Annotated in this window: 9 protein-coding genes; 1 reads left to right on the forward strand and 8 read right to left on the reverse strand. The window is 73.7% G+C overall.

Annotated features, from left to right (window positions below):
* Window positions 1–11 precede the first annotated feature (11 nt).
* The 5 genes from ACFVGY_RS04890 to ACFVGY_RS04910 form a co-directional block, all read right to left on the reverse strand.
* Complete coding sequence (locus ACFVGY_RS04890) at window positions 12–947, reverse strand: dihydrodipicolinate synthase family protein (protein WP_385671064.1); 936 nt, start codon at window positions 945–947, stop codon at window positions 12–14.
* Between the two features lie 97 nt (window positions 948–1044).
* Window positions 1045–2607: an NAD(P)/FAD-dependent oxidoreductase gene (locus tag ACFVGY_RS04895; RefSeq protein WP_385671067.1), complete on the reverse strand. Its 1563-nt coding sequence runs from the start codon at window positions 2605–2607 to the stop codon at window positions 1045–1047.
* Entirely contained in the window at window positions 2588–2932 is a 345-nt protein-coding gene (locus ACFVGY_RS04900; protein ID WP_385671070.1) for a (2Fe-2S)-binding protein, read from the reverse strand. Before ACFVGY_RS04900 ends, ACFVGY_RS04895 begins: the two co-directional genes overlap by 20 nt.
* Before the next feature lie 127 nt (window positions 2933–3059).
* Window positions 3060–4214 carry an NAD(P)/FAD-dependent oxidoreductase gene (locus ACFVGY_RS04905; RefSeq protein ID WP_385671073.1) on the reverse strand — a complete coding sequence of 385 codons (1155 nt, stop codon included), beginning with the start codon at window positions 4212–4214 and terminating at the stop codon, window positions 3060–3062.
* A gap of 126 nt (window positions 4215–4340) precedes the next feature.
* Window positions 4341–6776 carry a collagenase gene (locus tag ACFVGY_RS04910; RefSeq protein WP_385671076.1) on the reverse strand — a complete coding sequence of 812 codons (2436 nt, stop codon included), beginning with the start codon at window positions 6774–6776 and terminating at the stop codon, window positions 4341–4343.
* A gap of 221 nt (window positions 6777–6997) precedes the next feature.
* Between ACFVGY_RS04910 and ACFVGY_RS04915 the strand changes: the two genes are divergently transcribed.
* A complete protein-coding gene (locus tag ACFVGY_RS04915; protein WP_385671079.1) occupies window positions 6998–8368 on the forward strand; it encodes an aminopeptidase P family protein in 1371 nt (456 codons plus the stop codon).
* A 114-nt stretch (window positions 8369–8482) separates the two neighbouring features.
* On the opposite strand, the gene ACFVGY_RS04920 is transcribed toward ACFVGY_RS04915, so the two are convergent.
* The 3 genes from ACFVGY_RS04920 to ACFVGY_RS04930 form a co-directional block, all read right to left on the reverse strand.
* The gene (locus ACFVGY_RS04920; RefSeq protein WP_385671082.1) at window positions 8483–11221 is read right to left on the reverse strand and encodes a cation-translocating P-type ATPase; all 2739 of its coding nucleotides are present in this window, start codon (window positions 11219–11221) and stop codon (window positions 8483–8485) included.
* Between the two features lie 43 nt (window positions 11222–11264).
* Window positions 11265–12206 carry a polyphosphate kinase 2 family protein gene (locus ACFVGY_RS04925; RefSeq protein ID WP_385671085.1) on the reverse strand — a complete coding sequence of 314 codons (942 nt, stop codon included), beginning with the start codon at window positions 12204–12206 and terminating at the stop codon, window positions 11265–11267.
* Window positions 12207–12375: 169 nt separating this feature from the next.
* The gene (locus ACFVGY_RS04930) at window positions 12376–12744 is read right to left on the reverse strand and encodes a hypothetical protein (RefSeq protein ID WP_385671088.1); all 369 of its coding nucleotides are present in this window, start codon (window positions 12742–12744) and stop codon (window positions 12376–12378) included.
* Between the last annotated feature and the right edge of the window lie 25 nt (window positions 12745–12769).

Consider the following 12769-nt stretch of genomic DNA (forward strand, 5'->3'; position numbering starts at 1 on the left):
CCCCCGGTCGGCTAGTTGTGTCCCTCGGCGAGGGCCTTCTCGGTGGCGGCGCGGACGGCCGCCTCGGTCTCGCCGGCGAGCGGGAGGCGGGGCGGGCGGGTGGGGCCGCCGGGGCGTCCGGCCAGGTCCATGGAGAGCTTGATGGCCTGGACGAACTCGGTCTTGGAGTCCCAGCGCAGCAGCGGGTGCAGGGACTTGTACAGCGGCAGGGCGGTGGCCAGGTCGCCGGAGACGGCGGCCCGGTACAGGGTGGCGCAGGAGCGCGGCAGGGCGTTGGGGTAGCCGGCGATCCAGCCGACGGCGCCGGCGAGGGCGAGTTCGAGCAGGACGTCGTCGGCGCCGATGAGCAGGTCCAGGCCCGGGGCGAGTTCGGCGATCTCGTAGGCGCGGCGGACGTCGCCGCTGAACTCCTTGACGGCGACGATGCTGCCGTCCGCGTGCAGCCGGGCGAGGAGGGCCGGGGTCAGATCGACCTTGGTGTCGATCGGGTTGTTGTACGCGACGACGGGCAGGCCGGCCTCGGCGACCTCCGCGTAGTGGGCGCGTACGGCCGCCTCGTCGGCCCTGAAGGCGTTGGGCGGCAGGAGGAGGACGGAGCCGGCGCCGGCCTCGGCGGCCTGGTCGGCCCAGCGACGGGCCTCGGCGCTGCCGTAGGCGGCGACCCCGGGCATGACGCGGGCGCCGTCGCCGGCCGCCTCGACGGCGGTGCGCACGACCCGGGCCCGCTCCTCGTCGGTGAGGGTCTGGTACTCGCCGAGGGAGCCGTTGGGGACCACGCCGTCGCAGCCGTTGGCGATGAGCCAGGCGACGTGTTCGGCGTAGGCGTCGTGGTCGACGGTGAGGTCCTCGCGCAGCGGCAGTGCGGTGGCGACCATGATGCCGTGCCAGGGGCGGGTGCGGGTGTCGGGGAGGGACGGGCTGGGCGCGGGGGTCTGCGCGTCGGTCATGGTGAAAGCTCCCTAGTGTGGTGTGTGACATTTTACTAGTGGGTGTGATGCGGCCACAAGGGTCCGCGCACGTGGGTCGCCCTCGGACGGCCGCGGATCAGCCGTCGGCGGGCGGGAGTTCGGCGGGCGGGAGTTCCGCGAGGTGGCGCAGGGGCACAGGGCAGGACAGCGGGCGCCGGTCCGGCTCCGGCTCGCCGCCGGCGCACGGCGCGTGCGCGGCCGCTCCGGGCGCCCCGACCGCCCCGGGCGCCCCGACCGCTCCGGCCGCCCCGGACGCTCCGGCCGCTCCGGCCGCTCCGGCCGCTCCGGCCAGGGCGGCGACCGCCGGACCGCACATCCGGCCCTGGCACCAGCCCATCCCGGCCCGGGTGAGCAGCTTGACGGTACGGGCGTCCCGGGCTCCGAGGTCGGCGACCGCCTCCCGGATCCGGCCGGCCGGCACCTCCTCGCACCGGCAGACGTCGGTGTCCTCGCGCAGCCAGCCGGTCCAGCCGGTGCCCGGGCGGTGGGCCCGGCCCATCGCATCGGCGAAGGCGCGCAACCGGGCGCGGCGGCGGGCCAGTGCGGCGGACACCGGCCGGCCGGCGATCGCGTGGGCGGCGATCTCCCCCTCGACCAGGGCGAGTTGGGCGCCACCGACACCGCCGGTCTCGCCGGCGGACCAGATGCCGGGGACGGAGGTGCGCTGCAGCGCGTCGAGCTCCAGGGCGACCGTGCCGTCGGCCGAGCTGCGCGTGGCGCAGCCGAGGGCGGTGGCCAACTCCAGCTGGGGCACCAGCCCGTGGCCCACCGCGACCGCGTCACAGGGGATCCGGCGGGCGGTGCCGGGCAGGGGCCGCCAGTCCCGGTCCAGGCGGGCCACGGTGACGGCCTCGACCCGATCGGTGCCGTGGGCCTCGGTCACGGCGTGCCGGGTCAGCAGCCGGATGTGCCGGTGGAGCAGGGCGCTGCCGTACGTGGCGCCCTCGGCGAGCTTGCCGGGGTTGCGCAGCAGGGCCGGGAGGTGGGCGGCGTACGCGGTGTAGGCGGCGGCCTCGACCACCGCCGGAACCCGGGCCCCGGCGGCGGCGAGCGAGCCGGCCACCGCGAGCAGCAGCGGGCCGCTCCCGGCGACGACGACCCGCCGGCCCGGCAGCACCAGCCCGGACTTCAGCATGGCCTGGGCCCCGCCGGCGCCGACGACCCCGGGCAGGGTCCAGCCGGGGAAGGGGAGCTGACGCTCGTACGCCCCCGTGGCCAGCAGGACGGCGCGGGCGCGGACGGTGGCGGGAACCTCGTCGGGGCCGGCGACGGCGTGCAGGAGCCATGTGGGGGGCGCGGCGGGGGCGGCGGCCTGCGGGACCACGGTCCAGACGTGGTGGGCGGGCAGGTGTGTGATGCGGCCGGCCGCCGCGTGGGCGCGCAGGGCGGCATGGCGGGCGGCGAACGCGGCCCAGCCGTGGTGGAGGGCCTCGGGGCGGGCGGCGCCGAGGTCGGGGGCGGGGTGGCGGTAGAACTGGCCGCCGGTGCGCTCCCCCGCGTCCAGCAGGGTGACGCGCAGGCCGAAGCCGGCGGCCGTGACCGCTGCGGCGAGGCCGGCCGGGCCGGCGCCGACCACGGCGAGGTCGACGGGAGCGGCCTGGGCGGCGGTGGCCGGGCTGTCAGACGGCGAGGTCGGCACGGCCGGTCCCTTCCTGGGTGGTGACGACGTCCCCGGGGCGGGCGGGGACGAGGCAGGCGCGCTGGTTCGGGCGGCCGTTGACGGTGACCAGGCAGTCGTAGCAGCTGCCGATGCCGCAGAACGCCCCGCGGGGGGCGCCGCCGTGACGCGTCGTCCGCCAGGCGAGGATGCCGGCGGCCCACAGGACGGCGGCGATGGACTGGCCCGCCTGGGCCGTGAGGTCGCGGCCGTCGAAGCGGAGCACGTACGTGGCCTCGGGGGACCCGCCGACGAGTCCGCGGGGCGACCTTCGCGGGGGCCGCGGGGAGCGGGTGGGGTGGCTCATCGGGGTTCTCCCTCGGGGGTGGGTCGTTCGGGATCGCGCGGGCGGTCGGGCGGGCCGGGGATGTGCCCGCCCCGCACACCCCCGGCCGGTCCGGCGCGCCCCCCGGGGGCGGGAGGTGGCGGTGGGGTCACGGGTGGGGTGGTGGCGGGAAGCGGTCCGGGCGGAACGGGGCCGGGTCCAGGGGCGGGTGGGTGCCCGTCAGGGCGGCGGTGATCAGGGCGCCCGTGGCCGGGGCCAGGCCGATGCCCGCGCCCTCGTGACCGCAGGCGTGGAGCAGTCCGGGGACCCGCGGGTCCGGGCCGATCGCCGGGAGGTGGTCCGGGAGGTAGGGCCGGAAGCCGTGGTAGGTGCGCAGGATCCGTACGTCGGCCAGGACCGGGAAGAGCGCGGCCGCCTGGGCGGCGAGACGGCGCAGGGCCTCGGTCGACAGGGAGCGGTCGAAGCCCACCCGCTCCCGGGTCGCCCCGATCAGCACCGGGCCCGCCGGGGTGCCCTCGACCACGGCCGAGGACTGGAGGGCCGCGGAGCCGCTGGCGACGTCGGCGATGTAGTCGGCGGCGTAGACCTTGTGCCGGACGACCCGTGGCAGCGGCTCGGTGACCAGGACGAAGCCGCGGCGCGGGAGGACCGGCAGGGTGACGCCGGCGAGTTCGGCGATCCGGCCGCCCCAGGTGCCGGTGGCGTTCACCACCGCCGGGGCGGTCAGTTCGCGGGCCCGCGTACGCACACCGCGGACCGCGCCGTCGGCCGAGCGGAGGAGCGCGGTGACCTCCTCGACGAGGTACACCTCGGCCCCCGAGGCCGCGAGCAGTCGGGCCGCGGCCTGGGCGGGCTGGACCTGGGCGTCCTGCGGGTAGTGGAAGCCGCCCGCCTGGCCCGGGGCCAGGTGGGGCTCCAGTTCCCGCAGGTCGTCCGGGCCGGCCTCCACCACGTCGACCCCCGCCGCACGCTGCCCCTTGGCGAAGGCGCGCAGGGCCTCCAGCGTGGTGTCGTCGGGGGCGACGACGAGGCCGCCCTTGGGCTCGTACTCGACCTCCCGCGGGAGCACCTCGGCGAGTTCGCGCCACAGGCCCGCCGACAGCAGGGCGAGGTCGAGTTCCGGGCCGGCCTCCTTGTCGGAGACGAGCAGGTTGCCTTCCCCCGCACCGGTCGTGCCGCCGGCGACGGGGCCGCGGTCGACGACGGCCGCGCGCAGTCCGGAGCGGGCCGCGTAGTAGGCGCAGGCTGCTCCGACGACGCCGGCGCCGATGATCACGACGTCCAGGGGATGTCTCTTGGGCACGGCAGTAATATGTCACATTCTTAATAGGGTGCCCAGACCCCGCAGGGGTCCGGGTCGCGGGTGTCCGGCGGCCGGTCCCGCCCCCCGTCCGACCGTGTCGGAAACGGGGCCGACCGCCGGTGCCGGTCAGCTGCGCAGCGGGCCTTCGCAGCTGTAGCTCGACGTGCCGGCCTTGCGGTTGTCCCAGATCTCCACCGGGCCGAAGGAGCAGTTCATGTCGGCGAGGTTGTTGGAGGCCGGGCCCGCCCGGTCGAGGATGAAGTAGTCGACCGTCTCCGACATGTCCTTGAAGTTCTGGTCGTCACTGCGCCAGTTCTTCAGGTTCGCGGTGATCCGGCCGGTACAGGTGAACCGGCGCTTGCCCGGGTCCCCGTTCTCCACGCAGTCCGGCGTGTTGTACGTGGCCGCCGCGAAGGCCGACTTCACGGACGCGAGCGCGGAGTCGCGCAGCTGCTCGTTGGGCGTGTAGGTGGTGTTCGGCACGAACAGCTGGTCGACCTTGGCGATCTGCGCGTCCAGGAAGCGGTCGTAGTCACGCTGGAGGTAGCTGTCGGCGCCGAGGCGGTGGCGCCAGGCGTCGTACTTGGCCACGTCGTTGTTGCGCAGGTGGGTGTACATCTCGCGCAGCAGCGAGGGCTTCTCGGTCCACAGGAACTCGAAGAAGGTGCCGGCGTAGCTGTAGAAGCGGAAGCCGTCGCCGTCGTACGTGGCGTTCAGCAGCTGCTCGACCGACATGCGGGGGCCGCCGCCGGCGGTGTCGCTGATGATGCTCTTGACGAGGGACTTGCGCACGGCGATCCCGTTGTCGCGGGTGGCGCCGTCGAAGAACTCGGCGGTGCCCTCGTCCATCGCGGTCGTGCGGTCGCCCTCGTACCAGGGACCCTCACCGAAGAAGCCGGGGACGGCGAAGCGGCCGTTGAGGTAGTGCGTGTACTCGTGGCGGAAGAGCTCCTCGAGGGTGAGGGAGGAGTCCTGCGGGACGCGCCGCTGGTACGTGTAGAAGGTGGCGCCGTTCTCGATGTAGATGCCGCCGTTGTTGGTGCCGTACCCGGTCAGGATGGGGTGGTAGTTCACGTAGTCGGCGCGGGAGGCGTACAGCACGATGTTCAGCGTGCTGTTGGGGTCGCCGGCGAGCGGCTGGTCGGTGCCGAGCACGCGGTGGAACTGCGACTTGACCTGCTTGCTGGCGTAGTAGAGCTGGTCGACGGTGGCCCGGTCGAGGGCGGTGCGGACCTTGATGGCGCCGTTGGTGGCGTCGTCGTAGGTATAGGTGTGCGGGAAGAGCTGCTTCTCGATGTCCTCCTTGCACACCCCGTACGGCTTGCACGCCTCGTAGAAGTTCAGCCAGGAGACGACCTTCGCCCACGGCTCGCTGCCGTCGCCGAACGTGGAGCGGGCCGTCGGGAGCAGCGTCCCGAGGTCCGCGACGGTCTGCTCCTTCAGGGCGGGGACCTGGCCGAAGCGGCCGTACTCGCCGAGGGCGTCGCGCGCCACCCAGGCGTTGGCGGAGTCCTTGAGGTGGCCGTACGAGGCGAAGGCCTTGAAGACGGCGCGGTACCCGGGGTCGGCCGCGACCGCCGCGTGGAAGGCGGCGTCCTGGTTGCCCGGGTACACGCCGAGGTAGTTCACGGAGAGGGCCGCCAGGGCCGCGCCCGCCCAGGCGGGGTCCTTGTGGGTGGCAGGGTGGGACGGGTCCATGGTGGCCAGGACCTGCTTGATGAGGCCGAGTTGGTGCTGGCGCAGGCCGGGCGCGCTGCCGGCGTAGAGGGCCTCGCGCAGGGTGCGGGCGTTGGAGGCGGTGACGTCGAAGGTGCGGGCCGCGGCCCCGAAGTCGGCGATGGCCCGGCGCATGGCGTCCACGGTGGGGGCGTCGGTGACGTCGATCTCGGAGCGGGAGTGGTCGTGGTAGGCGACCGCGTGCAGGTACGTGAACATCTCCTCCAGGTGGGAGGAGTTGCGGCCGTCGTGGGAGGCGGCCAGCGAGGATATCCGCCGCGACACGGCCTGGACGTGCGCGTCGGACATGACCGGGGTCAGGCGGGCGTCCCAGGTCCAGATCAGCCCGCGCAGGCAGCCGTCGGCCAGGACGGCCTCGTCGCCGAGGAAGTCGGCGAACCGCTCGGGGGACAGGCCCGTGATCCCGTCGAGGGTGCAGGGCACGCCGGCCGCGAGGGTCCGACCGGTGGGGGCGGCCTGGGCGACCGCCCCGCGGCTCTTCTCCGAGCGCTCGGCGGGTGCGGGGGCGGCCGTGGCCGCCCCGGGTATCCGGCCGTCGGCGGCGGGGGCGGCCCCCGATCCGGCTCCGGCGGCGCGGTCGGCACCGGGGGCCCGGTCGGGCGCCGGAACGGCCTCCTTCGGCGAGGCCACGCGGTCGACCTCGTCGAACGGGTTCGCGCCGGGCGCCCCGCCCGTGAAGGCGGCCGGGGCGGCCGCCGGCGCCGCGGCGGGAGCGGCGGCGGCCGGCCCTGCGGCCTGCGTGACGGCCTGGCCCGCCGTCGCGAGGAGGGTGACCGCCACGGCGGCGGAGAGGAGGGACGTACGCACAACTCTGTGCTGGGACACCAAGGACTCCTGTGGGGAGGGGAGGTGGGGGACATGGCGCGCAAGGGGTGCGTGGTGCGAAAGGTTGAGGCGAACTGCGCTGTGTCACATGAACTGCGCTGTGTCACACGGCGTTTGACGGGGATTAACGCGCCGCGGTGTGAGCTGTAACATAGTAATGTGAAATTGCACTGACAAGACCTGTGCGCCCACCAGTTCGTGTCTTCCCGAGGGAGCCCGACGTGTCCGACGCATCCCCCCGCCTCAACATCGGCAGCCACGACCTGCCGGTATCCCCCGAGTTGTCCCGCTTCATGGCCGGGGACTGGGCCGCTTCACCCCTGCCCGACTCGGTGCGCGTCCCCGCGTACGAGGCCACCCCCGCCCGCCGCGCCCGGCTGTCGGCGCGCTTCCCGGGAGAACGGCTGATCATCCCGGCCGGCGAGCTCAAGGTCCGCTCCAACGACTGCGACCACCGCTTCCGCCCCCACAGCGCGTACGCCTGGCTGACCGGGCTCACCGGCGAGGACCAGGTGGGCCACGTCCTGGTCCTGGAGCCCTCGGGCCCGCACGGCCACGAGGCGGTGCTGTACCTGCGCCCCCGCTCCCCGCGCACCGGCGGCAACGAGGAGTTCTACCGGGACCGCCGCTACGGGGAGTTCTGGGTCGGACGCCGCCCCGACCTCGCGGAGGCCGAGCGCCTGACCGGCCTGCGCTGCGCCCACCTGGACGCCCTCGGCACCCCGGAAGGCCGCAACCCCGCCAGCGACGCCGAACTCGCCACCGCCCTCTCCGAACTGCGCCTGGTCAAGGACGCCTGGGAGGTCGGCCAGCTCCAGCTCGCCGTCGACCACACGGCCGCCGGGTTCGAGGACGTCGTACGGGCGCTGCCGCGCGCCCTCGCGCACCCGCGCGGCGAGCGGTGGATCGAGGGGGTCTTCGGCCTGCGCGCCCGGGCCGAGGGCAACGGCACCGGCTACGACACCATCGCCGCGTCCGGCGCCCACGCGTGCGTCCTGCACTGGATCCGCAACGACGGACGGCTGGACCGGGACGACCTGCTGCTGTTGGACGCGGGCGTGGAGACCGACACCCTCTACACGGCCGACATCACCCGCACCCTCCCGCTGTCGGGGCGCTTCTCCCCCGTCCAGCGGCAGGTGTACGAACTCGTCCTCGCCGCGCAGGAGGCCGGCATCGCCGCGCTCCGCCCGGGCGCCAGCTTCCGGGACTTCCACCGGGCCGGCATGCGGGTGATCGCGGAGGGGCTCGCCGAGTGGGGCGTGCTCAAGAACGCGGAGGGCGACCTGCACCGGCGCTACACCCTGTGCAGCAGCGGCCACATGCTGGGGCTGGACGTGCACGACTGCGCGAAGGCGCGGGCCGAGACGTACCTGGACGGCGTCCTGGAGGAGGGGCAGGTGCTCACCGTCGAGCCGGGCCTGTACCTCCAGCCGGACGACGAGACGCTACCGCCGGAGCTGCGCGGCATCGGCGTCCGCATCGAGGACGACCTGGTCGTCACGGCGACGGGCGCCCGCCTGATGTCGAGCGCCCTGCCGCGCACGGTGGCCGGCATCGAGGAGTGGATGGGGACGCTGCTGGAGGGCTGACGCCGCCCCAGCAGGCACGGGCACGAATCGGGGCCGGGCACGGCTGCGGGTCCGGGCACGGGTGCGGGGGAGGGGCAGGGACAGGGGCAAGGGCACGGCTGCTGCGCCGCCCCCTCACCCGGTGGCCGGCCGGGCGCTGGCGCGCCGGACGGCCTTGCCGAGCTCCCACAGGAGCAACAGGGCGAGGGCGGCCAGCAAAGCCCAGCCGAACTGCCGGACGGTGAGCTCGGTGGTGTCGAGCATCCGCCGGAAGCCGTCCATCTGGGTGGACATGACCGCCAGGACCAGCTCCCCGAGCGCCGCCCAGTTCATCTGCTTGCTGTCGAAGGTGCTCGGGGTCAGCACGGAGTCCGTCTCGCTGCGGCACTCGTAGGCGGCCACGATCAGGCAGAGCGCGAAGGCCGTGAACGCGATGGAGTTGCCCACTTCGGCACTGCCGTAGCGCTCCTGCCCCAGCCAGATCAGCGTGAGCAGGGCGAGGGTGAGGGCCAGCCCGGCGAGCCCGACCGTGACCATCAGACGGCCCGTCAGCACCGTCTCCCCGCGGGGGCGCGGGATCCGCTGCATCAGGCCCGGGGTCTCCCGGTCGAAGCCGAGGGCGAAGCCGAAGGGCGCGTTGACGACGAAGTGGATCCACAGGACCTGCGGGGGCGTGAACGGTTCGCCGGCGGCGATGTTGAACAGGGCGGCGCCGAGGAACGTCAGGACGAAGGTGACCAGCAGGACCAGGACGAAGCGGATGTACTTGGTGAGGTTGTCGTAGAGCTTCCGGCCCTCCGCGACGGCGTGGATGATCGTGGCGAAGTTGTCGTCGGACAGGATCATCCGGCTGGCGTTCTTGGCGACGCTCGTGCCGCTGCCCATGGCGATGCCCATGTCGGCGGCCTTGATGGCCGGCGCGTCGTTGACGCCGTCGCCGGTCATGGCGACGACCTCGCCCTTCTTCTTGAGGATGTCCGCGAGGAGCACCTTGTGCTCGGGGGCGACGCGTCCGACGACGCCGATCCCGTCGATCCGGTCCAGTTGCTCCTGCTCGGGGAGGGCGGCGAAATCGGCCCCGAGGACGGCCTCGCCGGGGATGCCGAGCTGCCGGGCGATGGCGGCGCCGGTGGTGACGTCGTCCCCGGTGACCATGCGGACCCGGATGTGGGCGGCCCGGGCGTCGGCGACCGCCGCCTTGGACTCCTCGCGCGGCGGGTCGACCATGCCGACCAGGCTGACCATGTGCAGGTCGGTGACGAGCGCGAGCAGGTCGCCGTCCGGGTCGAAGTCCGCCGGGTCGTAGTCCGCCGGGTCCAGGTCGCGGACGGCGGCGGCCATCACCCGGCGCCCGTCGGCGGCCATCCGGTCGATGTGCTCCTGCGCGCGGCGGTTCAGCTCCTCGTCCCAGGGGACGGGGGTGCCCGCGGCGAGCGCGGTGGTGGCGCGGCCCATGACCGCGGGTGCGGCGCCCTTGACGAAGCAGCGGACCACCTTGCGGCCCGAGGCGTCCTTGGCCGCGTGGAAGGTGGCCATCAGCTTGTAGGTGGGGTCGAAGGGGAGGGTGGCGAGGCGGGGCAGGCGGTCCCGGGTCTCCTCGATGTCCAGTCCGGCCTTGTGGCCGAGGACGAGCAGGGCGCCCTCGGTGGGGTCGCCGACGACCGCGCCGTCCACCAGCTTGGCGTCGCTCGCGACCAGGTAGGGCAGCACGGCGTCCTCGATGCCGGCGGAGGTCCCGGCGGCGTGGTGGACCTTGCCGTCGAGGCGGTAGCCGGAGCCGGACACGGTGTACCGGTCGGTGGGACTGATCACTTCGACGACGGTCACCTGGTTCATCGTCAGGGTGCCGGTCTTGTCGGAGTTGATGGCCGAGGTGAAGCCGAGGGTCTCTACGGACGCCAGCTCCTTGACGATCGCGTTGCGCCGGGCCAGGTTGAGGCTGCCGACCGAGAGGATCACCTGGCTGACCGTGGGGAGCGCCTCGGGGATCGCGGCGATGGCGAGCGATACGGCGCTGACGAAGAGGAGGTCCCAGGCCTGGCCGCGGCTGCGGCCGAGGGCGAACATGACGACCATGGTGAGACCGGCGGCCCCGGCGATCCACAGGGTGAGCGTGTTGAGTTCCCTGGTGAGCGGCGACTGCTCCCGCTTGGTCGCCGAGAGCATGCCGGAGATCTTCCCCAGCTCGGTGCCGCTGCCCGTGCCGGTGACGATGACGAGGCCGCTGCCGTGCGTGACCGGCGTGTTCATGAACACCATGTTCGACTGGTCGCCCGGCCCGAGCCGTCCGGCGGGGAGGGTGGCCGCGTCCTTGGCCGCCGGGGTGCTCTCGCCGGTCAGGGCCGACTCGTCGATCTGCAGGGCGCTGGCCTCGACGATCCTGCCGTCCGCCGGGACCTGGTCGCCGGCCGCGACGAGCACGACGTCCCCGACCACCAGTTGTTCGGCCGGGATCTCGGACTCGGTGCCGTCGCGGCGGACCCGGGCCGTCGCCTTCATCATCGACTTCAGCGAGTTCATGGCGCTCTCGGCCTTGCCCTCCTGGCGCAGGCCGACGACCGCGTTGAGCAGGGTGAGCAGGACGAGCAGGATGGCGGTGTTCCACTCCCGGATCAGCGCGGACACCACCGCCGCGGCCACCAGGATGATCTGCATGTAGCTGCGGTACTGGTCGAGGAAGCGCAGCCAGCCCGGCTTCGGCTTCTCCTCGGGCAGGGCGTTCGGGCCGTCGGCCGCGAGCCGCTCGGCCGCCCGGGCCGCCGGCAGGCCGACCGCGGGGTCCACTCCGCAGCGGGCCGCGACGTCCTGCGGGGACCGCGCGTACCAGGCGTCGGGGGCGCCCTCCTCGCCTGCCGGGTCCGGCGGGGCCGTCATCCTCGTACCGCCGTCATCCTCGTACCTCCGATCCGGGGCGGGGCTACTTGCCGTGCTTGCTGTGGCCGTCCCGGCCGGACCGGGCGCCGGGGGCCTCCCGCTCCAGTTCCCTCCTGGCGGTCATCAGGTCCTTGCGGGCTTCCTCGCCGACCGTCGGGTACTGCGGGTCGATCTCCATCAGCGCGTGCCCGAGCACGGCCGCCGCGCAGATGCGGGCGAACCACTTGCGGTCGGCGGGGACGACGTACCAGGGCGCCCACTCGGTGCTGGTGGCGGAGAGCATCTCGGAGAACGCCCGCTGGTACGCGTCCCAGTGACGGCGTTCGCGGACGTCGGCGGTGGAGAACTTCCAGTTCTTCTCGGGCAGGTCGATCCGGCTGAGGAAGCGCCGGCGCTGCTCCTCCTTGGAGAGGTTGAGGAAGACCTTCACCACGCTGTAGCCGTTGTCGGCGAGGTGCCGCTCCCAGTCGTTGATCTCCCGGTAGCGGCGGGCCCAGACGTCCGGGTCGCGGCTCTCGTCCGGCAGCCGCTGGCGCCGGAGGTACTCGGGGTGCACGCGGACCACGAGGACCTCCTCGTAGTGCGAGCGGTTGAAGATGCCGATCTCGCCGCGCCGGGGTAGCCGGCACTGGTACCGCCACAGGTAGTCGTGGTCGAGCTCCTCGTCGGACGGCACCTTGAAACTGCTCACGCGCACGCCCTGCGGGTTGACCCCGCTCATCACGTGCCGGATGGTGCCGTCCTTGCCCGCGGCGTCCATGGCCTGGAGGCAGAGCAGCACGCTGCGGGAGTCCTGGGCGGCCAGCCGGGCCTGGAACTCGGCGAGCACCTCCACGCCCTCGGCCAGCAGGGCGATGCCCTTGTCCTTGGTCAGGTCGGCCTTGTAGCGGGGGTCGAAGTCCGCGGCAAGGTCCACGGTGGACCCGGGTGCGACGCGCAGTGGTTCGATGAACCGCGCGATGCGCTGGGCTCGCTCGTCCGCCATCGGTGTCCGTCCCTCCGGTCCGGCAGTACTTGCCAGGTTCGGAGGGGGTGCGGCCCGCCGCAAACGCTGGGGGCCGTTCGGGGCGGGTCCGGTCCGCGGCACTGCGGGCGGCAGCACTGCGGGCGGCCGCGATGGGCGGCCGCCCGCAGTCCCGTCAGTTCATTCGGCTCTATCGCCAGTACCAGCCGTCCCAGTAGCCGGCGTAGCCGCCGCGTCCCCAATCGCGGTCGTTCCAGTGGTGGTGGTGGTGCCGGTGGTCGTCGAACCGGCCGTCGCCGCCGCGCCCGTGGTTATCCCAGCACCAGCGGTCCCACCGGTCGCAGCAGTGCCGCCAGTCGCGCCAGTCGCTCCAGCGCCCGCCGCGCCAGTCGTTGCACCAGTTCCAATCGCCGCCGCTCGGTTGGCCCTGCGGGGCCTGAACGGATGGCTGGGTCTGGGTCTGGGGAAGACCTGCGGCGAAAGCACCGCTCACGGGTGTCAGGCCGAGCGTTACGCCAGCGGCGCCTGCAACGACCGCCGCAATGATCCCACGGCGCATAGTCATGCACCTCCGAGCATTGTTG

This window comes from Streptomyces sp. NPDC127106, assembly GCF_042677605.1.
Taxonomy (GTDB): Bacteria; Actinomycetota; Actinomycetes; order Streptomycetales; family Streptomycetaceae; genus Streptomyces.